The sequence below is a fragment of the Phytopseudomonas punonensis genome, from assembly GCF_900142655.1.
Lineage (GTDB): Bacteria > Pseudomonadota > Gammaproteobacteria > Pseudomonadales > Pseudomonadaceae > Aquipseudomonas > Aquipseudomonas punonensis.
In genome coordinates this window covers 107,597-127,966 of record NZ_FRBQ01000001.1, presented here as the reverse complement: position 1 = coordinate 127,966, position 20,370 = coordinate 107,597, and the positions used below count along the sequence as shown (strand labels likewise).

At 62.1% G+C, this 20,370-nt stretch carries 21 protein-coding genes; 8 read left to right on the top strand and 13 right to left on the bottom strand.

The features are described 5' to 3' along the window. Positions 1-49 precede the first annotated feature (49 nt). Entirely contained in the window at positions 50-1,375 is a 1,326-nt protein-coding gene (locus tag BUC40_RS00585; RefSeq protein WP_073261545.1) for a GGDEF domain-containing response regulator, read from the top strand. 3 nt (positions 1,376-1,378) lie between these two features. On the opposite strand, the gene BUC40_RS00580 is transcribed toward BUC40_RS00585, so the two are convergent. From BUC40_RS00580 to BUC40_RS00565, 4 genes are all read right to left on the bottom strand, one after another. Then, positions 1,379-2,278 carry an acyltransferase gene (locus BUC40_RS00580; protein ID WP_073261543.1) on the bottom strand — a complete coding sequence of 300 codons (900 nt, stop codon included), beginning with the start codon at positions 2,276-2,278 and terminating at the stop codon, positions 1,379-1,381. Positions 2,279-2,413: 135 nt separating this feature from the next. After that, entirely contained in the window at positions 2,414-4,507 is a 2,094-nt protein-coding gene (gene pta / locus BUC40_RS00575) for a phosphate acetyltransferase (protein WP_073261541.1), read from the bottom strand. Positions 4,508-4,520: 13 nt separating this feature from the next. Continuing rightward, the gene (locus BUC40_RS00570) at positions 4,521-5,705 is read right to left on the bottom strand and encodes an acetate kinase (protein WP_073261539.1); all 1,185 of its coding nucleotides are present in this window, start codon (positions 5,703-5,705) and stop codon (positions 4,521-4,523) included. Then, complete coding sequence (locus BUC40_RS00565) at positions 5,706-6,125, bottom strand: DUF3565 domain-containing protein (protein WP_425272900.1); 420 nt, start codon at positions 6,123-6,125, stop codon at positions 5,706-5,708. Here BUC40_RS00565 and BUC40_RS00560 point away from each other — a divergent pair. Further along, positions 6,018-6,503 carry an FKBP-type peptidyl-prolyl cis-trans isomerase gene (locus BUC40_RS00560; protein WP_073261535.1) on the top strand — a complete coding sequence of 162 codons (486 nt, stop codon included), beginning with the start codon at positions 6,018-6,020 and terminating at the stop codon, positions 6,501-6,503. The genes BUC40_RS00565 and BUC40_RS00560 overlap by 108 nt on opposite strands. 193 nt (positions 6,504-6,696) lie before the next feature. Further along, positions 6,697-7,179 carry a glutathione peroxidase gene (locus BUC40_RS00555; protein ID WP_073261533.1) on the top strand — a complete coding sequence of 161 codons (483 nt, stop codon included), beginning with the start codon at positions 6,697-6,699 and terminating at the stop codon, positions 7,177-7,179. A gap of 46 nt (positions 7,180-7,225) precedes the next feature. Here the strand turns inward: BUC40_RS00555 and BUC40_RS00550 are convergent, their stop codons facing one another. Together BUC40_RS00550 and cysZ are read right to left on the bottom strand one after the other, a co-directional pair. Beyond that, the gene (locus tag BUC40_RS00550; protein ID WP_073261531.1) at positions 7,226-8,431 is read right to left on the bottom strand and encodes a glycosyltransferase family 4 protein; all 1,206 of its coding nucleotides are present in this window, start codon (positions 8,429-8,431) and stop codon (positions 7,226-7,228) included. Between the two features lie 39 nt (positions 8,432-8,470). Then, positions 8,471-9,238, bottom strand: a complete 768-nt coding sequence (cysZ, locus tag BUC40_RS00545; RefSeq protein ID WP_073261530.1) for a sulfate transporter CysZ — start codon at positions 9,236-9,238, stop codon at positions 8,471-8,473. A gap of 227 nt (positions 9,239-9,465) precedes the next feature. Here cysZ and trxB point away from each other — a divergent pair, with 227 nt between their 5' ends. Next, on the top strand, positions 9,466-10,413 hold the full coding sequence (trxB, locus tag BUC40_RS00540) for a thioredoxin-disulfide reductase (protein ID WP_073261528.1): 948 nt from the start codon (positions 9,466-9,468) through the stop codon (positions 10,411-10,413). 228 nt (positions 10,414-10,641) lie between these two features. Here the strand turns inward: trxB and BUC40_RS22855 are convergent, their stop codons facing one another. The 5 genes from BUC40_RS22855 to metG all read right to left on the bottom strand — a co-directional run bounded on the left by BUC40_RS22855 (position 10,642) and on the right by metG (position 15,750). Then, complete coding sequence (locus BUC40_RS22855) at positions 10,642-10,818, bottom strand: PA3496 family putative envelope integrity protein (RefSeq protein WP_167369128.1); 177 nt, start codon at positions 10,816-10,818, stop codon at positions 10,642-10,644. Between the two features lie 107 nt (positions 10,819-10,925). Then, complete coding sequence (gene nth / locus BUC40_RS00535) at positions 10,926-11,564, bottom strand: endonuclease III (RefSeq protein ID WP_073261526.1); 639 nt, start codon at positions 11,562-11,564, stop codon at positions 10,926-10,928. A 29-nt stretch (positions 11,565-11,593) separates the two neighbouring features. Then, positions 11,594-12,718, bottom strand: coding sequence for an RnfABCDGE type electron transport complex subunit B (locus tag BUC40_RS23200; protein WP_073263806.1), 1,125 nt, complete (start codon positions 12,716-12,718; stop codon positions 11,594-11,596). A gap of 163 nt (positions 12,719-12,881) precedes the next feature. Continuing rightward, positions 12,882-13,685, bottom strand: a complete 804-nt coding sequence (locus tag BUC40_RS00525; protein ID WP_073261525.1) for a DUF4349 domain-containing protein — start codon at positions 13,683-13,685, stop codon at positions 12,882-12,884. A 16-nt stretch (positions 13,686-13,701) separates the two neighbouring features. Then, on the bottom strand, positions 13,702-15,750 hold the full coding sequence (gene metG / locus BUC40_RS00520; RefSeq protein ID WP_073261523.1) for a methionine--tRNA ligase: 2,049 nt from the start codon (positions 15,748-15,750) through the stop codon (positions 13,702-13,704). Positions 15,751-15,903: 153 nt separating this feature from the next. On the opposite strand from metG, the gene BUC40_RS00515 reads away from it, so the two are divergent. Together BUC40_RS00515 and apbC are read left to right on the top strand one after the other, a co-directional pair. Continuing rightward, positions 15,904-16,596, top strand: coding sequence for a YiaD family glycine zipper/OmpA-like lipoprotein (locus BUC40_RS00515; protein ID WP_073261521.1), 693 nt, complete (start codon positions 15,904-15,906; stop codon positions 16,594-16,596). A gap of 95 nt (positions 16,597-16,691) precedes the next feature. Further along, positions 16,692-17,780 carry an iron-sulfur cluster carrier protein ApbC gene (gene apbC, locus BUC40_RS00510; protein WP_073261519.1) on the top strand — a complete coding sequence of 363 codons (1,089 nt, stop codon included), beginning with the start codon at positions 16,692-16,694 and terminating at the stop codon, positions 17,778-17,780. 115 nt (positions 17,781-17,895) lie between these two features. On the opposite strand, the gene BUC40_RS00505 is transcribed toward apbC, so the two are convergent. Further along, positions 17,896-18,105: a cold-shock protein gene (locus tag BUC40_RS00505; RefSeq protein WP_004423761.1), complete on the bottom strand. Its 210-nt coding sequence runs from the start codon at positions 18,103-18,105 to the stop codon at positions 17,896-17,898. A gap of 327 nt (positions 18,106-18,432) precedes the next feature. On the opposite strand from BUC40_RS00505, the gene dcd reads away from it, so the two are divergent. Both dcd and BUC40_RS00495 read left to right on the top strand, forming a co-directional pair. Beyond that, complete coding sequence (gene dcd / locus BUC40_RS00500; protein ID WP_073261517.1) at positions 18,433-18,999, top strand: dCTP deaminase; 567 nt, start codon at positions 18,433-18,435, stop codon at positions 18,997-18,999. Between the two features lie 276 nt (positions 19,000-19,275). Then, positions 19,276-19,503, top strand: coding sequence for a hypothetical protein (locus tag BUC40_RS00495; protein ID WP_073261515.1), 228 nt, complete (start codon positions 19,276-19,278; stop codon positions 19,501-19,503). A 12-nt stretch (positions 19,504-19,515) separates the two neighbouring features. On the opposite strand, the gene BUC40_RS00490 is transcribed toward BUC40_RS00495, so the two are convergent. Further along, a complete protein-coding gene (locus BUC40_RS00490; protein ID WP_073261513.1) occupies positions 19,516-20,370 on the bottom strand; it encodes an ABC transporter ATP-binding protein in 855 nt (284 codons plus the stop codon).

Sequence of the window (20,370 nt, the reverse complement as noted above, 5' to 3'; positions counted from 1 at the left end):
CTGCTGATCAATGGTCGAGCCGTGAAGCGATGCAGGCAGGGAGGTAGAGGTGCTACTGGATCGGGAAGAACCGCTGGAAATACTGGTCGTCGATGATCGGCAAGACAATCTTGATGACATGCAGGAGCTGCTCGAGGCCATCGAACAGCCTGTTCACTGTGTTGATTCGGGCGCTGAAGCGCTTGAGTACCTGGCGCAGGGGCACGTGGGCCTGGTGCTGCTCGATGTGCAGATGCCGCGTATGGATGGCTTCGAGGTCGCGCGGCGTATGCGTGCTGATCCGCACACTCGATTCACGCCGATCATCTTCGTTTCCGGCATGGCCCAGACTGACGAGATTCTCGGTCAAGGTTACGGTGCCGGAGCGATGGATTTCATCGCCAAGCCTGTCCAGCCCGCCATGTTGCTCCACAAGGTACGTGCGCTGCTTGAACATGAGCAGTATCGCCGCGATCTGCGACGCATGAGCCTGCAGTTGGAGCGCGAGCGGGCCTTCAATGCGTCGATCCTCGACAATACCGCTGAAGGCATTCTGGTGGTGGGCGATGATGGCCGCATACGCTTTGCCAACCCTGCGATCACTCGGATGCTCGGCTGCCAGGAGGGCGAGCTTACAGGCAGCGAATTACTTTCCTGGGTCGATGTGCCTGGGCATCTGCAGTGGCAGGAGTCGAGCTTTTATGAGCATTGGCGGCGCCGTGAGCACTTGCGTTTGCACGATGCCAATCTACATACGCGTGGCGGTGGCGTCGTGCCGGTGGCGCTGTCCTGTTCGCCGCTGCCCGACGATGCCCACGGGATGATCCTGCTCGCGCTGGATATGTCGAGGGTGCGCGACTTGCATCACCAGCTCGAAGCATTGGCCATTACCGATGCCCTAACCGGGCTGCTCAACCGTCGCGGCTTTCTGCAGGAGCTGCAGGCCTCGATCTCCCGCCATCAGCGCACCGGTCAGAAGGCCGCCTTGCTGTATCTGGATCTGGATGGCTTCAAGCACATCAATGACACCCTGGGTCACGAGCGTGGCGACCAAGTACTGCGTCAGGTGAGCGTTCAGCTCAAGGCCTGCTTGAGGCCATACGACCGCCTGGCGCGCATCGGCGGTGACGAATTCACGGTGATCCTCGACAGCCTGAGTGACCCGGCCGAGGCCGCCTCGGTGGCGCAAAAACTGATCCAGCAGGTAGTCAGTGAAGGGGCGGGCGAGGGCGGTCAGCCAGGTCTTGGCGTTAGCATCGGTATCGCTTGCCTACCGACTGATGGCAGCAGTGTCGAAGATCTGCTGCGCGCTGCCGATACGGCAATGTATGCGGCCAAGCGCGGCGGGCGGCGACAGTATCGTTTCTACGAAACCGATCTATGCCCGCAAAATTGAGCGTTAGGGGTGTTGCTGATGCAAACGCTCGAGCAGGCTGTCCTTGTCTTCCCAGAGCGTATTGACCCACTGCTGGAAGTCTTTGCGATAGATCTCATCCTGGTCGTAGGCGCGGCCGATGAAGTGTGTGGGAATCGGTAGCTGTTCGACGACCACGACCACATCCTCCAACTGGCCACTGAGTAATGTCCAGAAGCCGGGGCTACCCTGCGGGTAATGCAGCGTGACGTTGATCATGCCGTGCAGTTGCTCGCCCATGGCATCGAGCACGAAGGCCAGGCCGCCAGCTTTGGGTTTGAGCAGGTAGCGGTAGGGCGACTGTTGCTCCTGATGCTTGGCGGGGGTGAAGCGCGTGCCTTCGGCGAAATTGAAGATGCCCACCGGGTTATTACGGAACTTGGCGCAGGTGCGTCGCGTGGTCTGTAGATCCTTGCCTTTCTTTTCCGGGTGCTTGGCCAGGTATTGCTTCGAGTAACGCTTCATGAAGGGAAAGCCCAGCGCCCACCAGCACAAACCGATAACCGGCACCCAGATCAGTTCCTGTTTGAGGAAGAACTTCAGCGGTCGGACGCGTCGGTTGAGCAGGTACTGCAGCACCAGAATATCCACCCAGCTTTGGTGGTTACTGGTTACCAGGTAGGAATGTTCATAGTCGAATTTCTGGTCACCCTCGATGTGCCAGCGGGTTTTACCCAGCACCTGCATCCAGGTTTTGTTGCAGCTGATCCAGCCTTCCTGAATGAATGTCATCACGCGATCGCTGGCGCGTTGCACAATCGGCAGTGGCAGCAGGATACGCAGCAGCGTGACGGTGAACAGAGGTACGCACCAGAACAGGGTATTGAGCGCCAGCGAGACGCTACCCAAAAGGCCGAGCACCGGGGCAGGCAGAAAGTGCAGCATGGACGTGCGAACCTCAGGCAGGTTGGCGGCCAGCTATAGCGCTGGCCGCAATTGGCGCACAGATTAATGATTGGCGATGGAACTGCAAGTCGATCCGAATGCGGGGTGTGTCACCCGCGCTCGGATCGGCCCGTTTCACTGGCGCATGTTGGCAGCCTGGATGGCAGTCAGGGCGATGGTGAAGACGATATCGTCGACCAGCGCGCCGCGCGACAGGTCGTTCACCGGCTTGCGCAGGCCCTGCAGCATGGGGCCGACGCTGATGCAGTCGGCGCTGCGCTGTACGGCCTTGTAGGTGGTGTTGCCTGTGTTCAGGTCCGGGAAGATAAACACCGTGGCGCGACCGGCTACCGGGCTGTTGGGGGCTTTCTGCCGGCCGACGCTTTCGATGGCGGCGGCGTCGTACTGCAGGGGGCCGTCGACTAGCAATTGTGGGTTGGCTTCGCGTGCTATGCGTGTTGCCTCGCGGACTTTTTCCACTTCCTCGCCGCTGCCCGAATCACCGGTGGAATAGCTGAGCATCGCTACCCGCGGCGGAATACCGAAGGCCTGGGCCGAGTTGGCGCTCTGCAGGGCGATTTCCGCCAACTGCTCGGCGTTAGGGTCGGGGTTTACCGCGCAGTCGCCGTATACCAGAACCTGATCCGGCAGCAGCATGAAGAACACCGAGGACACCAAGTTGTAGCCGGGCGCGGTCTTGATCAACTGCAGCGCCGGGCGGATGGTGTTGGCGGTGGTGTGCACGGCGCCGGATACCAGGCCATCAACCTCGTCCAGCGCCAGCATCATGGTGCCGAGCACCACGGTGTCTTCGAGCTGGGCGCTGGCCATCGGTGCGTTGAGGCCCTTGCCCTTGCGCAGCTCGACCATCGGCTCGACGTAGCGCTCGCGAATCAGATCCGGATCGAGAATCTCCAGCCCTGGCGGCAGTTCGATGCCCTGGGCCTGGGCCACGCTGTGCACCTCCTCGGGCTTGGCCAGCAGTACGCAACGGGCGATTCCGCGTGCCTGGCAGATAGCGGCGGCTTGCACAGTGCGCGGCTCGGCGCCTTCAGGCAGGACGATGCGTTTGTTGGCAGCCTTGGCCTGCTGCACCAGTTGATAACGGAACGCCGGCGGCGACAGGCGCAGCTCGCGCGGGCTGCCGCAACGGGCGGCCAGCCAGTCGTGATCGATGTGGCTGGCGACGAAGTCGGCGACCTTCTCGGCGCGCTCCTTGTCGTCGACCGGAATTTCCTTGTTCAGGCGGTTCAGGTTGGTGGCCGTGTCGTAGGAGCCGGTGCTCACGGTCATCACCGGCAGGCCGCTCTGCAGGGCGCCACGGCACAGCTCCATGATGCGCGGGTCGGGGGCGAAGTCGCTGCACAGCAGCAGGCCAGCCAATGGCATGCCGTTCATGGCGGCCAGGCTGGCGGCAAGAATGATGTCGTCGCGATCACCCGGCGTGACTACCAGCGTGCCGGGCTTGAGCAATTGCACGGTGTTGGCCACGGCGCGGGCACAGAGCACGATCTTGGTCATGCGCCGTTGTTCGTAGTCGCCGGCGTTGAGTACGCGGGCGCCGAGCAGTTCGGCGATGTCGCGGGTGCGCGGTGCGTTCAGCTCGTCGAGCCAGGGGATGCAACCGAGCAGGCGGAATTCCGGGTGACGCAGCAAGGAGGATTGTTCACGCAAGCGTGCGGTGAAGGCTTCCAGGCCATCGTCGCTGCGGATCTTGTTGAGGATCACACCAAGTACCTTGGGGTCCTTCGGCCCGCCGAACTGCTGGGCTTGAATCTCCACGCGGTCGCACAGCTCGCCCAGGCTTTCCTGCTCCGGCGCCGAGACCAGAATCACGTCGGCATCCAGGCTCTTGGCCAGATGAAAGTTGACCCGCGCGGCGTAACTGGCCTGGCGCGTCGGCACCATGCCTTCGACGATCACCACGTCTTTGTCTTTGGCGGCCTCCTGGTAGAGGCTGATGATTTCTTCGAGCAGTTCATCCAGGTCGCCGTCGCCGAGTCGGCGTTCGACGTGGGCGAGGGCCAGCGGCTTGGGTGAATGCAGGCCGTGGGTGCGCGCAACCAGCTCGCTGGAACGCTCGGGGCCGGCGTCGCCCTGGTGCGGCTGGGCGATGGGCTTGAAGAAGCCGACCTTGAGGCCGGCCCGCTCTAGCGCGCCGACCAGGCCCAGGCTGATGGAGGTGAGGCCGACGCCGAAGCCGGTCGGGGAGATGAAAAAGGTGTGCATGGGGTTCTCCGTATCAGTCGAGCAGTGCCAGCGTGTCGAGGGCGATCTGCCGTTCTTCGTTGGTGGGCACCACCAGCACCCGCGTATGGTTTTGCGCGTTGATCGGGCCGCTGACACCGCGCAGACAACGATCGTTGGCGGTGTCGTCCAGCTTCAGGCCGAGCAGGCCTAAGTGAGCGACGGTTTTGCTGCGGATCAGCGGCGAGTTCTCGCCGATACCGCCAGTGAAGATCAGCCCGTCCAGACGCTGCAGAGCGCAGCTCATGGCCGCCAGGGATTTGGCCAGGCGGTAGCAGAATACTTCGATGGCCAGGGTGGCGCCGGCATGCCCTTCGTCACGTGCTTGCTCCAGGCTGCGCATGTCGTTGGACAGGCCGGACAGGCCGAGCAGGCCGCTGTCATGGTTGAGCATGCGATCAATCTGCTCCAGGCTCCAGCCCAGCGTGCGTGACAGGTGACTGTGCAGGTTAGGGTCGACATCACCGCTGCGGGTGCCCATCACCAGGCCTTCGAGCGGTGTCAGGCCCATGCTGGTGTCGCGGCTCTGGCCGTTGACCACCGCGCAGGTCGAGCAGCCATTGCCCAGGTGGGCGACCAGCCAGGCGCTGTCGTCCGCCGGCAGACCGGTGAGTTCGGCTGCACGGGCGCTGACGAAGCGGTGGCTGGTACCGTGAAAACCGTAGCGGCGTACGCCGTGGTCGCGGTACAGCTGCTCCGGCACGGCGTAGCGGAAGGCGTGTTCGGGCAGGCTCTGGTGGAAGGCGGTGTCGAACACAGCAACTTGTGGCAGCTGCGGATATAGGGCCAGTGCCGCTTCGATACCAAGTAGGCCTGCCGGGTTGTGCAGCGGAGCCAGCGGCGCAACTGCACGAATCGCTGCGATCACTTCATCGTCCAAGCGTTGGGCACTGGTGAAGTGCTCGCCACCGTGTACCACGCGATGACCAATACCATGCAGCTGGCCGCCTGTTGCTTCCTGCACCTGCTGCAGCAGGTGAACGAGCGCAGCGCGGTGATCGTCTCCGGGGATGGCCTGGGTGTGTTTGACGCCATCTCGCTGCCAATGCAAAGCAGCGTCGGCGCTGCCGAGGCGCTCTGCCAGGCCGCTGATCGCGAATTGCTGCTGATCAGGATCGACCAGGGCAAATTTGATCGAGGAGCTACCGCAGTTGATCACCAGAATATTGCGTGCGGGCATTCAAGAGTCCTTAGCATCAGAAGGCGTTGGAGCCAGTGTTGCGACACACCAGCCACAGGTGAAGTTCGTGCCGATATGCGCATGGCGCTGCGCGGCATCAAGCACCCAGGCGCGATTTTGCCAAGGCGGCTGATGGCGCAGGTGCTGAGTATGACCACAAGATAAGACAGCTACCCAATGGCCGTCATGATCTTGCTCAAAACCGACCAGAGTAACCCCGGCTGCGTCCCGCCCGTCTGGGCTTGGGTCGCTTTCGCCCCCGCCGTTGGTTACAATCTCACGTTCATTTTCCTCGAGCAAAAGGTTCGCCCCATGCAGATCGCCGCCAACAAGGCCGTTTCCATCGAATATACCCTGACCAACGATGCCGGTGAGGTGATCGATAGTTCCGCTGGCGGCGCGCCGCTGGTCTACCTGCACGGTGCTGGCAACATCATCGTCGGTCTCGAGAAGGCCCTGGTCGGCAAGCAGGCTGGTGACGAAGTCAACGTTTCCGTCGAGCCGGAAGAAGCCTACGGCGAATACAGTGCTGAGTTGGTTGCCACCCTGAACCGTTCGATGTTCGAAGGCGTCGACGAACTGGAAGTTGGCATGCAGTTCCACGCGTCCGGCCCGGATGGCGGTATGCAGATCGTCACCATCCGCGAGCTGGAAGGCGACGACGTAATTGTCGACGGTAACCACCCGCTGGCTGGCCAGCGACTGACTTTCGCGGTCAAGGTCGTTGACGTGCGCGATGCCAGCGAAGAAGAAGTTGCCCACGGTCACGTGCACGGTGAAGGTGGTCATCACCACTGATCCGTATGTCGGCAGCCGCTTAGTCGCTGCTGGCAGATGGTCATCTGTGACTGCTAAGCTGCAGTCACGAAAAGGCGCCTTTTCAGGCGCCTTTTTTGTGCCCAGCCATCCGTGGTGAGCACCTTGCCAGCGTTAACTAGCTCGGCGATTTTCTGTTTTATTCATGCCTTTTGCGTTACCGGAGCACCACATCATGAGCGCCTTTCACGACCTGACCCTGCATGCACTCGATGGCCAGGAGCTGCCGCTGGCTCCGCTCAAAGGCAAGGTCGTGCTGGTGGTCAATGTCGCGTCCAAATGCGGGCTCACGCCTCAATATGCCGGGCTTGAGCGTTTGCAGCAGACTTACGCCTCGCAGGGTTTCAGCGTGCTGGGTGTGCCGTGTAATCAGTTCGCTGGGCAAGAGCCGGATAGCGAAGCGGCCATCGCGCAGTTCTGCAGCCTCAACTACGGCGTGACCTTTCCGCTGAGCAGCAAGCTCGAGGTCAACGGCAACGCTCGCCATCCGCTGTATCGCCTGTTGGCGGGCGAAGGTGCCGAGTTTCCAGGCGACATCACCTGGAATTTCGAGAAGTTTCTGGTGGGACAGGATGGCCGCGTGCTGGCGCGTTTCTCGCCGCGCACTGCGCCGGATGATCCTGCGCTGATCCAGGCCATCGAGAAAGCCTTGGCCTGATTTCCTGGGCCGAGCGATCGGCCCGCCGTTCACACCCTTCGTATCTTCAGTGCGCGCGTTTGGTTTCGATCGCCAGTGCGGTGCTGCGCGCGGCGCTTAATGCCACGCCATTCTGTAATGCGCCATGCAGGTGCTCTTCGAATTGCTCGACGATGCTCGACCAGCTCTGCCTGGCCGCATGCTGGCGCGCATTCAGGCGCACCCGGCGCAGGTTCTCGCTGTTCTCGATCAGCCAGCCGGCCGCTTCGATGAAGGTGCGCTGGTCATCGGCGCTGGCTAGCATGCCGTTGTGGCCATCCTCGATGTGCTGGGCAGCCGCCGCCTGATCGAAGGCGACCACACCAAGCCCCGACGCCATGGCTTCGAGCAGCACGTTGCCGAAGGTTTCCGAAAGGCTGGGGAATAGAAAGATGTCGCCGCTAGCATAGTGCTGAGCCAGCGTTTCACCGCGCTGGATGCCGCAGAACAGTGCATCTGGCAACTGCTTCTGCAGGCTCTCGCGCTGCGGGCCGTCGCCGACCACTACCAGTCGGAGCGTTGCTCCTGCACACTGCCGCTGCAGTGCATTGAAGGTGCTGACCAACAGGTCCAGGTTCTTTTCTGCAGCCAGTCGGCCCACATGCAAAACGGCAATGTCCTGCTCAGCCAGCCCCCAGCTGCGGCGCAATTCGTCGCAACGCCTGGCCGGGTTGAACAGCCCTGCATCGACACCACGGGCGAGCAGTTCCAGGCGCTCGAAGCCACGGCGTTGCAACTCGCTGCGCTGGCTGAGGCTGGGCACCAGGGTCATGCGTGAGGCGTTGTGAAACCAGCGCAGATAGTTGGTTAGCAGGCGCGTCAGCAAGGTGATGCCATAGTGCCCGGTGTACTGCTGGAAGTTGGTGTGAAAGCCGCTGATTACCGGTATGCGCAGACGCCGCGCCGCGCGCAGGGCGGACAGGCCTAGTGGGCCTTCGGTGGCGATATACAGCACATCCGGACGCTGGCGTCGCCACAGGCGCAGCAGCTTATGGCGCGCCGACTGACCCCATTGCAGGCCGCGATAACCGGGCAACGGCCAGCCGCGGGTGAGCAGCAGATCCTCATTATTCGCGGCCGGGGCATCGTGGTGCTGCCGGGGGCGTATCACTTGCAGGCGATGGCCGCGTGCGCGCAGCCCGTTGACCAGATGGCCAAGGGTATTGGCCACACCGTTGATTTCCGGGCTGTAGGTCTCGCTGACCAGGGCGATGAATAGCGGGGGAGTGCTCATGACAGCAGTCTGGGCTGCCGTCATGTAGCGTTTGTGACATCAGCGTGGCGTTTGCGTGACAGTGCCGGCGCCCGAACTCACGCCACCTTCACGCACCCAGAACAGCGTCGCGCCGGCGACAGCCGCCGGCATCATCACGATATTCACGAAGGGCACCAGCAGCGCTGCGTAAGTAATGCCGCCAAAGCCCAGGGACTGCCAGCGCTTCTCGCGCAGCCAGGCGAGCATGTCCTGCCAACTGACCTTGTTGTTGTCGGCGGGGTAGTCGATGTACTGGATGGCCATCATCCACACGCCGAACAGCAGCCACAGTGGCGCGGCGATCAAATTGACCACCGGGATGAACGAGAGGATCAGCAGGCCTAGTGCCCGTGGCAGGAAATACGCCAGCTTGCGCCCTTCGCGGCCCAGAGTGCGCGGCACCATGGCGATCAGTTCGGCCCAGCTGAAGGGCGGGAAATTGTCCTGGCCACGCACCACCACTTCGACCTTCTCGGCGAGAAACCCGTTGAACGGCGCGGCGACGATATTGGCCAGCATGGTGAAGGTGAAGAACACCATCAGCACCACCAGCACCACGAACAGCGGCCAGAGGATGTACTGCAGAAAGCTCAGCCAGCTCGGTAACGACGGCATGAAAGCGTCCACCCAGCCGCTGAACTGCTGCACGGCTAAGCCGATCATCATGCTGAACAGGATCAGGTTGATCGCCAGCGGCAGCAGCACGAACAGGCGCAGGCCGGGGCTCATCACCAGCTTCAGGCCTTCGCCGAGGTATTGCGGACCGGACAGCACAGGAGCGCGCATCGAGGGTGTCTCCAATCAGTGAACGTGGCGCGACCTTACCCATTTTGCCGTCCCGGTGAAAGCGTCGAGCGCTGATAGCCGGCGGCTATGCATGGAATTGGCAAAGCGCATTTCCAAGCACGAGACTGTGGCGACTACTCTGCTCGCGTCCCTTTATAGCCGCCGAAGTCCGACCGCCCTGGTTGGTGGCGGCTTTTTTTGCAGCGCTACGCTGTGAGGAGTTACTGATGTCGAGTACCCGACACGCCCGCGTGATCATTCTCGGTTCCGGCCCTGCCGGCTACAGCGCGGCGGTCTACGCTGCACGCGCCAATCTCAAGCCACTGCTGATCACCGGTTTACAGGCTGGCGGCCAGCTGACTACCACCACTGAGGTGGACAACTGGCCCGGCGATGCCCACGGCCTGACTGGCCCGGAGCTGATGCAGCGCATGCAGGTCCATGCCGAGCGCTTCGAGACCGAGATCGTTTTCGATCACATCCAGGCAGTGGATCTCGCCGCGCGGCCATTCACCCTGGTCGGTGACAGCATTTCCTACAGCTGCGATGCGCTGATCATCGCTACCGGTGCCAGCGCCCGTTATCTGGGCTTGCCGAGCGAGCAGGCGTTCATGGGCAAAGGCGTATCTGCCTGTGCTACCTGCGACGGCTTTTTCTACCGCAATCGCGAAGTGGCGGTGGTGGGTGGCGGCAACACAGCGGTGGAAGAAGCGCTGTATCTGGCCAAAATCGCCAGCCGCGTAACGCTGGTTCACCGCCGTGGCGCGTTCCGGGCCGAGAAGATCCTGCAGAACAAGCTGCAGGAGCGAGTGGCCGAAGGGCGCATCGTGCTGGCGCTGAATGCCGAGGTAGACGAGGTGCTTGGCGATGCTTCAGGCGTGACGGGTGTGCGTTTGCGCGAGCGTGATGGCGCTACTCGGGAGCTGCACGTCGATGGCCTGTTCGTGGCCATTGGGCATACGCCCAATACGTCATTGTTTGAAGGCCAGCTGGCACTCAAGGATGGTTATCTGCAGGTCAATGGCGGGCGCGAAGGCAATGCGACGGCGACGACTATTGCCGGGGTATTCGCTGCCGGTGACGTAGCAGATAGCGTCTATCGCCAAGCGATCACCTCGGCCGGTGCCGGCTGCATGGCTGCGCTGGATGTGGAGCGCTATCTCGACGGGTTGTAAGAACCTGTTCACGATCTGCTGCGCGTCGGCGCTCCTGCGTTAAAAACAAGCTCGGAATGCTCATTTACCACTCGTAAACTCCGCTTCCTCGCTTGTTTTTGCCTTGTATCGCTCTAGCTCGCTAGATCGTGAACAGGTTCTAAGTCACAAGGCTTACCAAGGCCTTGGACGAAGAAGCCCGTATCGATCGATACGGGCTTCTTCGTTCGGCGGTGATCGCGCTGCCTGTTACAGGTCGAAATCGTATTCGGCCAACTGCTTGTGCAGGCGTCGCTCCTCGAGAAAATTGTCGATGATGCGGCGTTTGGTCAGGTTGGTTTTCGCCACTTCTACAGGTGCTTCGCTGTTGTCCGAGTCTTCGCTGACGAAGTCGTCTTCCAGTTCCAGGTCTTCTTTGCCGCTCATGCGCTTCACTCCCGGCTACAGGGGCCATTTGCCGACCTTATAGAGCCAAATGTGAGGCGAGTAAAAAAGATTTTTTCAATCAGCCCATACAAGAACTGTATGAAGCCTCAATCGTCGGAGGTTTTCAGTTTGTATTCGCACAGGTCTTCGATACGGCAACTGCCGCAGCGCGGCTTGCGCGCCTGGCAAACGTAGCGCCCGTGCAGGATCAACCAGTGGTGCGCGTCGAGGAGAAAATCCTTGGGCACGAACTTGAGCAGTTTCTTCTCGACCTCGACGACATTCTTGCCGGGCGCGATGCCGGTGCGGTTGCTGACCCGGAAAATATGCGTGTCGACCGCCATTGCTAACTGGCGAAACGCGGTGTTGAGCACCACATTGGCGGTCTTGCGGCCGACGCCCGGCAGCGCCTCGAGTGCTTCACGGTTATCGGGAACCTGGCTGCCGTGCAGCTCGACGAGCATGCGGCAGGTCTCGATGACGTTCTTGGCCTTGCTGTTATACAGGCCGATGGTCTTGATGTATTCGCTCAGCCCGTCGACGCCGAGGGCGAGGATAGCTTCGGGCGTGTTTGCCACCGGATACAGCTTCGCGGTGGCCTTGTTGACACCGACGTCGGTCGCCTGCGCAGAAAGAATGACGGCGATCAGCAACTCGAACGGTGTGCTGTAGGCCAGCTCGGTCTTTGGCTCGGGGTTGTCTTCGTGCAGACGGCGGAAGATTTCAAGGCGTTTGGCGGCGTTCATGGTCTGGCATCAGGGTTCGTCAGTGCGCGCTAGCTGGCGCTGGTGTGTTCCTGCAGGCGGCGTTCGGCGGCTGCAAGACGCTCTCGGGCATTGTTAAGCATGACAGCATCGGGTGCTTCGGCGCGCTGTAGCTTGTTCAGTTCGGCACGCGCATAGGCCAGATCAGTTTTCAGTTCGCGCCATTGTGCGCTGATGCCTGCCTTGTCGACCAGCAAGCGCGTTGGAGCGGGCTTGCCACAGCGCTCTTCGGCCAGGTGTAGCGCCTGTTGGGCGGCCGCGTAGGCGCTGCGCAGTGGCGCCAAAGCCTGCTCGTCCAGCCCGCGGCGCTCGCCCGCTTTGAGGGCCATGCGGTGGCTGGCCAGGTCGATCTTGGCCTGCTTGAGTGCCTGCTCGCCCGGGCTCGCGGTTGCTTGTTCGGACGTTGCCTGCAGTTCAGCGAGACGCCGTTGATCCTGCTCGGCGGCCTGTTGCAGGGCCGCCAGTTGCTGGCGCTGGCTGTCATCCGGCGTATCACCAAAGGCTTTCAAGGCCTTCTGCAGCCGGGCCCGGCTCATGGCGGCGTCGATCTTCGCCTGTTTCAGCGAGGTAGCGCCGTGGGGCTGCAGGGGCGCGACAGCAGGCGCTTCTACAGGCGCAGGACGTACCGGGCGGGCCGTGCGGCGACGGGCATCGTTGCGCGCCAGGCGGGCCAGACGATTCTGGTGGCGGGTACGGAACTGGTCGGCCCGGGCGCGTTGCTCTTCGGCCTCGGTTGGCGCCAGGGTGATCAGGTCGATGCAGTCCACCGGGCAAGGGGCGATGCACAACTCGCAGCCCGTGCATTCATCGTTGATCACCGTATGCATCAGCTTGGCCGCGCCAACGATGGCGTCCACCGGGCAGGCCTGGATGCACTTGGTGCAGCCGATGCACTCGGCCTCGCGGATCACCGCCACCTGGGGCGGCGTCGCCGGCAGTGCCAGGAGCAGCTCAGGTACCTTCAACAGATCAGCCAGGGCATGGAGGGTCGCCGTACCGCCGGGCGGGCACTTGTTGATCACCTCACCTGCGGCGATGCCCTCTGCGTAGGGCAGGCAGCCCGGATGACCGCACTTGCCGCATTGCGTCTGCGGCAGCAGCGCGTCGATGGCGGCAATACGCTGCGCGTCCCTCATGGGCGCACCCAGGCGCGCCGGCACGGATGCGGCCCATGGCGGTGCGGGCAGGTGAAGTGGCGGGAGTCGATCATCGCTGTTGCAGGTCTGGCTGGCGCGTGAGCCGGGCATTATCCGGCATGGGCCGCGCCCGGTACAGCGGCACGGCCGCGTCAGCGCTCACTCATGCCTTGATGCGTGCGCGGCTCGCTTTACGCCACAGCCAGCGAACCTGCAGGGCGAGCGGGAACAGAATGATCACGAAGGGGATGCCGTAGCCAAGCAGCCTGAGCGCTTCGGTGGCGCCCTCGGTGGCGTTGTCGAGCATGCCACTTGCCGCGTCGCCGATACGCGCCAGGCGCCCAACAGGTTCGCCTTCGGTGCTGAAGCTGATGGTCAGCAGGTTGGTGGTCAGGCGACGTTGCTGCTGTGCCGACTGCTGGGCATTGCCTGCCAGTTGCACCTCTACCTCGGCCAGTTCGTGGGCCAGAGCGAGCATGTCGCTGACGCTCAGGTCTGTGCGTGCCTGATAGAGCAGCAGGGTTTTCTGCTGGCGCTCCAGGCGTTGGCGCTGCTGTTCGGTATCGCTGACTGCCTGAGCCAGGTCCTCGGCGCGGGTATGGCGGCTCTGCAGCTCGCCGCCTTCACCCGCAAAACCTACCAGCGGTTCGACACCCGCCGGCGCGATGCGCACGGTGATGCTGGCCGCCTGGTAATGGCCTTGGCTCTGCTCGATGGCCAGCAGGTCGCATTGGCCGAAACGCTGGCTGCTGCACGCGTCACGTACCGCTGCCAGGCGTGGCTCGACCTGCTCGACCGGCAGGCGAATACCGACGCTGTGTTCGTAGGCGAGAAAGGCGCCCGGTTGCGCCATTTCACCCTGCAGCGCTGCACCTGCCGGTGCGCGACCGTCCCCAGACGGCGAGCAGCCGACCAGGGTCAGCAGGGCCAGGGCAGTGGCGAGAAACCAGGTTCTTTGGATAAGCATCCTTGCTCCAGATCGGTTACTTGACGCGTTGACCCGGCTTGGCACCGCTGTCGGGGCTGAGCAGGTAGATTTCTTCGCCGCCAGGGCCGGCCGCCAGCACCATGCCTTCGGACACGCCAAACTTCATCTTGCGTGCTGCCAGGTTGGCCACGTACAGCGTCAGGCGGCCCTCCAGCTTGCTGGGGTCCGGGTAGGCGCTCTTGATGCCACTGAACACGTTGCGCTTCTCGTCGCCGATATCCAGAGTCAGGCGCAGCAGCTTGTCGGCACCTTCGACAAACTCGCATTTTTCGATCAGCGCGATGCGCAGGTCGACGGCAGCGAAGGCGTCGAAGGCGATCTCCGCGGCCAGCGGATCCTTTTTCAGTTCGCCATTACCTCGGGGAGCGTCCTCCTTGGGGGCTTCGGCGGCTGCCAGGTCTTCCTTGGAGGCTTCGACCATGGCTTGCACCTTGGCCGGCTCGATGCGGCTGAGCAGCGGGGTGAACGGGTTGAGCTGATGATCGGCGAGCAGTGTGGTCAGGTCCTTCCACTCCAGCGGCGCGACATTGAGGAAGGCCTCGGCATCGCGGGCCAGGTTCGGCAGTACCGGCTTGAGGAAGATCACCAGTTGGCGGAACAGGTTGACGCCCAAGGCGCAGATCGCCTGCACCTCGTCGGCCTTGCCTTCCTGCTTGGCCAGCGACCAGGGCGCCTTGTCGGCGATCCAGGCGTTGGCGCGGTCGGCCAGGGCCATGATTTCACGCATGGCGCGGGCGAAGTCGCGGCTCTCGTAGGCTTCGGCGATGCCTGGCGCGGCGCTCTGGAAGGCATTCCACAGCTCGGGTTCCGGGTTGGCGGCAACCAGCACACCGGCATTGCCCTTGTGGATGAAACCGGCGCAGCGGCTGGCGATGTTGACCACCTTGCCGACCAGGTCCGAGTTGACCTTCTGGATGAAGTCCTCGAGGTTCAGGTCGAGGTCATCGACGCCGCGACCGAGCTTGGCGGCGTAGTAGTAGCGCAGGTATTCGGGATTCAGGTGATCCAGATAGGTGCGCGCCTTGATGAAGGTGCCACGCGACTTGGACATCTTCTGGCCGTTGACGGTCAGGTAGCCATGCACGTTGATGGCGGTCGGCTTGCGGTAGCCGGCGCCTTCGAGCATGGCCGGCCAGAACAGGGCGTGGAAGTTGACGATGTCCTTGCCGATGAAGTGGTACACCTCGGCCTTGGAGTCCTTGTTCCAGAACGCATCGAAGTCCAGCTCCGGGCGGCGTGCGCAGAGGTTCTTGAAGCTGGCCATGTAGCCGATCGGCGCATCCAGCCAGACGTAGAAGTACTTGCCCGGCTCGTCGGGAATCTCGAAACCGAAGTAGGGCGCATCACGGCTGATGTCCCACTCGTGCAGGCCGCCATCGAGCCATTCGGCGAGCTTGTTGGCCATCGATTCCTGCAGGGTGCCGCTGCGCGTCCACTGCTGGAGCATCTCCTGGAATTGCGGCAGCTTGAAGAAGAAGTGCTTGGAGTCCTTGAGCACCGGCACCGCACCGGAAATCGCCGAACGCGGGTCTTTCAGCTCGGTAGGCTCGTAGGTGGCGCCACATTTCTCGCAGTTGTCGCCGTACTGGTCCGGCGTCGCGCATTTCGGGCAGGTACCCTTGATGAAGCGGTCGGCCAGGAACATGCCTTTTTCCGGGTCGAAATACTGGGTCACCGAACGCGTGGCGATGTGGCCGTTGTCACGCAGCGCCTTGTAGATCGACTCCGACAGCTCGCGGTTTTCTGGCGAGTGGGTGGAGTGGAAATTGTCGAAGTCCACCAGAAAGTCGGCGAAGTCGCTGCTGTGCTCGGCCTTGACGCCATCGATCAACTGCTCTGGGGTAATGCCTTCCTTCTCCGCGCGCAGCATGATCGCCGAGCCGTGAGCATCGTCGGCGCACACGTAGATGGCCTGGTTGCCGCGCAGCTTCTGGAAACGCACCCACATGTCGGTCTGGATGTACTCGAGCATATGGCCAAGGTGGATCGAACCGTTGGCATAGGGTAGGGCGCTGGTAACGAGAATCTGGCGAGCTTGGGACATTGTCAGGCAGTCATCGGTTGGCGGGTGGTCGGTCACTATAAAGTAACCGGGCGCGTTCCGGCCAGCGGGCAAATTCAGCGGCTATCGGCTTGAATTTACAGGCGTGAGCGGGTTCCAAGGATTACCTTCCGCTCTCCCTCCAGGAGATGAACCATGCGTGCAATTCTACGTCCGCTCGCCTGTGCCACTGCGCTGGCCCTGCTGGTTGGCTGTGCCTCCAGCAATCCTTATGACAATGTCGATGGTGGGGCGCCCGGCGGCAGTGGTCACCGTACCGCGACCTACGGCGGCTTGGCAGCGCTTGCCGGCGCGGCTGTCGGCGCAGCGATCAGCCATAACGACCGTGGCAAGGGCGCGGCCATCGGTGCAGTGCTGGCCGGGGCGGCGGGTGCCGGCTACGGCTATTACGCCGATCGTCAGGAGGCCGAGCTGCGGCGCAGCATGGAAGGCACCGGCGTGGAAGTGCAGCGCCAGGGTGACGACATCAAGCTGATCATGCCGGGCAACATCACCTTCGCCACCGACTCGGCGGACATCGCACCGAGCTTCTATGCGCCGCTGAACAACCTGGCCACCTCGTTTAAGCAGTTCCAGAACAACAGCATCGAGATCGTCGGCTACACCGACAGCACCGGCTCGCGCCAGCACAACATGGCGCTGTCCGAGCGCCGTGCGCAGAGTGTGACGAGCTACCTGACCGCCCAGGGCATCGACGGCTCGCGCCTGTCCAATCGCGGTGCCGGCCCGGACAATCCGATTGCCGACAACGCCTCCGCCGAGGGGCGTGCGCAGAACCGCCGCGTCGAGGTAAATCTCAAGCCACTGCCGGGCCAGCCCGTGCAGTGAGTTTTGCGTGCTGGCGGCTCAGGTGGCCGCCAGCCTGCATCAGCCAAACAGCTCGGGTAGGATAGGCGCCTTTCCTGTCATTTCCGGAGCCAAGCATGAGCGCTGATATCCGCGCTGCGGTCGAAGCCGTATTGCGCCAGTACACCGACCCCCATCTCGACCAGGATCCGCTCAGCGCTGGCTGCGTGCGCACCATCGACGTGCAGGGCGGTCAGGTCAGCGTCAAGCTGGAACTGGGCTATGCCGCTGCACAGTTCAAGCAGGGCTGGGCGCAGATGCTGCAACTGGCCATCGAGAACCTCGAAGGAGTGCGCAGCGCCACTGTCGAGGTGAATTGCGTGATTGCCGCGCACAAGGCGCAGGCCCAGGTGCCGGCGCTGGCCAACGTCAAGAACGTGATCGCCGTGGCCTCCGGCAAGGGCGGTGTTGGCAAGTCCACCACTGCCGCCAACCTGGCCCTGGCCCTGGCCCGTGAAGGCGCTCGGGTGGGCATTCTCGATGCGGACATCTACGGCCCCAGTCAGGGCATCATGTTCGGCATTGCCGAAGGCACGCGGCCGCAGGTGCGCGAGCAGAAGTGGTTCGTGCCACTGCAAGCCCATGGCGTTCAGGTGATGTCGATGGCCTTTCTGACAGACGAGAACACCCCGGTGGTCTGGCGTGGCCCGATGGTTTCCGGTGCGCTTATCCAGCTGGTCACCCAGACTGCCTGGGACGATCTCGATTACCTGATCATCGATATGCCGCCGGGCACCGGCGATATCCACCTGACCCTGGCGCAGAAAGTCCCGGTGGCTGGTGCGGTGATCGTCACCACGCCGCAGGATCTTGCGCTGCTCGATGCCAAGAAAGGCGTGGAAATGTTCCGCAAGGTGAACATTCCGGTGCTTGGCGTAGTGGAAAACATGGCCGTGCACATCTGCTCCAGCTGTGGGCATGCCGAGCATCTGTTCGGTGAGGGCGGTGGCGAGAAGCTGGCCGCGCAATTCGGTGTCGACCTGCTGGCCTCGATGCCACTGTCGATGGCCATTCGCATGCAGGCCGATGGCGGCAAGCCAACGGCCATCGCCGACCCGGAAAGCCAGATCGCCATGCTCTATCAGCAGGTCGCCCGCCTGGTCGGCGCGCGTATCGCGTCGAGTACCACGCAGGCTATGCCGAATATCGTGATTGCCGACGATTGATCGTCAACGTGCGCTCGCAAAGCGGGCGCACGGCTCAGGCAACTAAGCGGCAGGCACAAATCACAGGCATAAAAAACCCCGCCGAAGCGGGGTTTTTTCTAACAGTTAAAGCAGGTTATACAACCTGAACTTCTTCTGCTTGCATGCCTTTCTGACCACGGGTGGCCACGAAAGTCACTTGTTGGCCTTCTTTCAGGCTCTTGAAGCCATCGCTCTGGATAGCTTTGAAGTGTACGAACAGGTCGTCACCGGATTGCGGGGTGATGAAGCCGTAGCCTTTCTCATCGTTGAACCACTTAACGGTGCCAGTCTGACGATTGGACATGTGATGTCTCCTAAGAACTAAATAAATTAACAGCCCTGGATAAAACCAGGCCGGGACTGAGTGCAACGAGTACTAGGAGTCGGACGATGTTTGGATCGAAATCTAGGCATCATGTAGCGATTCGCGGTGACACATGCAGCACAGTGGGATCACCATACCCGCTTTTTTCGCGAAGTGCGAATGCTCTGTCAGTCTTTTTGCGATTTACTTGCATCGGCCCCCTGCCGAACGCATCGCAACGGCCCGTCAAGAGGCTTTGAACGCGGCTCTGCAGCCCGGTAAGATGCGAGCACTTTTCACCGCAAAGACTTTCAGGAAGGCCCCGCCATGAGCATCAAATCGGACAAGTGGATTCGCCGCATGGCCCAGGAACACGGGATGATCGAGCCGTACGTCGAGCGCCAGGTGCGCGGCGCGGACGACAGCCGGGTGATTTCCTACGGGGTTTCCAGCTACGGCTACGACGTACGTTGTGCCGATGAATTCAAGGTGTTCACCAATATTCATTCGGCCATCGTCGACCCGAAGAATTTCGACGAAAAAAGCTTCGTCGACATCAAGAGCGATGTCTGCATCATCCCGCCGAACTCCTTTGCGCTGGCGCGTACCGTCGAATTCTTCCGCATTCCGCGCGATGTGTTGACCATCTGCCTGGGCAAGAGCACCTATGCGCGCTGCGGCATCATCGTCAACGTCACGCCGCTGGAGCCGGAATGGGAAGGTCACGTGACCCTGGAGTTCTCCAACACCACCAACCTGCCGGCAAAGATCTACGCCAACGAAGGGGTGGCGCAAATGCTGTTCCTGCAGTCGGACGAGGCTTGTGAAGTTTCCTACAAGGATCGTGGCGGCAAGTATCAGGGCCAGACTGGCGTGACACTGCCGAAGGCCTGATGGCCACACTGGTTCGCTGAGGAAAGAACCGGGAGATTCCCGGTTTTTTTATGCCTGCGCTCTATCAGCTGCGGCCTGGGCGGCCCGGAAACGCTGAATTTCAGGCAAAAAAATGGGCGCTTCATGCGCCCGGAGAAATCAATCGATGCGTAATTTCTGAGTGGCATGAGCCAGCGAAGTTCCCCCGGATTTATAGGGCGAACTGTTCACGGTCGATAGGTCTACATCTTCTATCAGGGTACGCGTCAGCGTGCCACCACCTGCTGGAGACTCGCCATGAGCCAATGGATCATCACCTATAGTCGAGACGAAGCTGCCGAAGTCCTCAAGGTCAAATCCAAAGACAAACCCAGCCTGGAAGAGGCCGTCACCTGGTTGCTCGAGTGGGCGCAAGAGAATCTCGAACCTCTCGAACCGAAGGAGCAGCCCCACGAGGAGCAGACGCCCGCGGTACGCCTCGAGGAGCGTTATGGCATCACCATTACCGGTATCGCCAAGGACTGACGGCTACCGGTGTCAGGCGCGAGCGCGCTGCTCGGTAGCGAGTTCTGCCGCTGGCGCGCTGCGCCGGGTGCCCAGTGGTTCTACCTTGCGCTGCTTCTCATGGAGGAAGCTCAGCACCGCGTGTCGATAGGCGTTGTAGCGCGGATCGTCCGCCAGGGCGATGCGGTCGCGTGGCCGTGGCAGGTCGATGGTGAGAATCTCGCCGATGGTCGCTGAAGGGCCGTTGGTCATCATCACGATGCGGTCGGAGAGCAGCACCGCCTCGTCGACGTCGTGGGTGATCATCATCACCGTGTTGTGCAGCTCGCTCTGGATGCGCATCACCTCGTCCTGCAGGTGTGCGCGGGTCAGCGCGTCGAGCGCGCCAAACGGCTCGTCGAGCAGCAACACCTTGGGTTCCATGGCCAGCGCCCGGGCGATGCCGACGCGCTGTTTCATGCCGCCGGAAATCTCGCTGGGCCGCTTGTGCAGCGCATGGCCCATGCTCACCAGTTCCAGATGATGCAGCGTCCATTCGCGGCGCTCGGCCTTGCTCTTGGTGCGCTTGAACACCTTGTCGACGGCCAGGGCAACGTTCTCCTGCACGGTCAGCCAGGGCAGCAGCGAGTGGTTCTGGAACACCAGGCTGCGATCCGGGCCGGGGCCGCGCACTTCGCGGCCGTCGAGAATCACCGCGCCGCTGCTGGAGTCGGTAAGGCCGGCGACGATATTCAGCACCGTCGACTTGCCGCAACCGGAATGACCGATGATGGAAATGTATTCGCCGCGCTCGACGTTGAGGTTGATCTGGTTCAGTACGTGGGAGCTGACGCCGTCACGCTCGAAGTACTTTTCCACATGCTCGATGCTCAGGTAGTGCTTGCTCAT

What these genes read in the sequence shown, in the direction of transcription:
- pta (WP_073261541.1), bottom strand. Translation starts at nt 4,507, where the DNA reads ATGCACACCTTTTTCATCTCCCCGACCGGCTTCGGCGTCGGCCTCACC.
- BUC40_RS00560 (WP_073261535.1), top strand. Translation starts at nt 6,018, where the DNA reads ATGCAGATCGCCGCCAACAAGGCCGTTTCCATCGAATATACCCTGACC.
- BUC40_RS00515 (WP_073261521.1), top strand. Translation starts at nt 15,904, where the DNA reads ATGCGTGCAATTCTACGTCCGCTCGCCTGTGCCACTGCGCTGGCCCTG.
- BUC40_RS00550 (WP_073261531.1), bottom strand. Translation starts at nt 8,431, where the DNA reads ATGAGCACTCCCCCGCTATTCATCGCCCTGGTCAGCGAGACCTACAGC.
- BUC40_RS00525 (WP_073261525.1), bottom strand. Translation starts at nt 13,685, where the DNA reads ATGCTTATCCAAAGAACCTGGTTTCTCGCCACTGCCCTGGCCCTGCTG.
- metG (WP_073261523.1), bottom strand. Translation starts at nt 15,750, where the DNA reads ATGTCCCAAGCTCGCCAGATTCTCGTTACCAGCGCCCTACCCTATGCC.
- BUC40_RS00505 (WP_004423761.1), bottom strand. Translation starts at nt 18,105, where the DNA reads ATGTCCAATCGTCAGACTGGCACCGTTAAGTGGTTCAACGATGAGAAA.
- trxB (WP_073261528.1), top strand. Translation starts at nt 9,466, where the DNA reads ATGTCGAGTACCCGACACGCCCGCGTGATCATTCTCGGTTCCGGCCCT.
- BUC40_RS00495 (WP_073261515.1), top strand. Translation starts at nt 19,276, where the DNA reads ATGAGCCAATGGATCATCACCTATAGTCGAGACGAAGCTGCCGAAGTC.
- cysZ (WP_073261530.1), bottom strand. Translation starts at nt 9,238, where the DNA reads ATGCGCGCTCCTGTGCTGTCCGGTCCGCAATACCTCGGCGAAGGCCTG.
- BUC40_RS00580 (WP_073261543.1), bottom strand. Translation starts at nt 2,278, where the DNA reads ATGCTGCACTTTCTGCCTGCCCCGGTGCTCGGCCTTTTGGGTAGCGTC.
- nth (WP_073261526.1), bottom strand. Translation starts at nt 11,564, where the DNA reads ATGAACGCCGCCAAACGCCTTGAAATCTTCCGCCGTCTGCACGAAGAC.
- dcd (WP_073261517.1), top strand. Translation starts at nt 18,433, where the DNA reads ATGAGCATCAAATCGGACAAGTGGATTCGCCGCATGGCCCAGGAACAC.
- BUC40_RS22855 (WP_167369128.1), bottom strand. Translation starts at nt 10,818, where the DNA reads ATGAGCGGCAAAGAAGACCTGGAACTGGAAGACGACTTCGTCAGCGAA.
- apbC (WP_073261519.1), top strand. Translation starts at nt 16,692, where the DNA reads ATGAGCGCTGATATCCGCGCTGCGGTCGAAGCCGTATTGCGCCAGTAC.
- BUC40_RS23200 (WP_073263806.1), bottom strand. Translation starts at nt 12,718, where the DNA reads ATGAGGGACGCGCAGCGTATTGCCGCCATCGACGCGCTGCTGCCGCAG.
- BUC40_RS00555 (WP_073261533.1), top strand. Translation starts at nt 6,697, where the DNA reads ATGAGCGCCTTTCACGACCTGACCCTGCATGCACTCGATGGCCAGGAG.
- BUC40_RS00570 (WP_073261539.1), bottom strand. Translation starts at nt 5,705, where the DNA reads ATGCCCGCACGCAATATTCTGGTGATCAACTGCGGTAGCTCCTCGATC.
- BUC40_RS00490 (WP_073261513.1), bottom strand. Translation starts at nt 20,370, where the DNA reads ATGAGCAAGCACTACCTGAGCATCGAGCATGTGGAAAAGTACTTCGAG.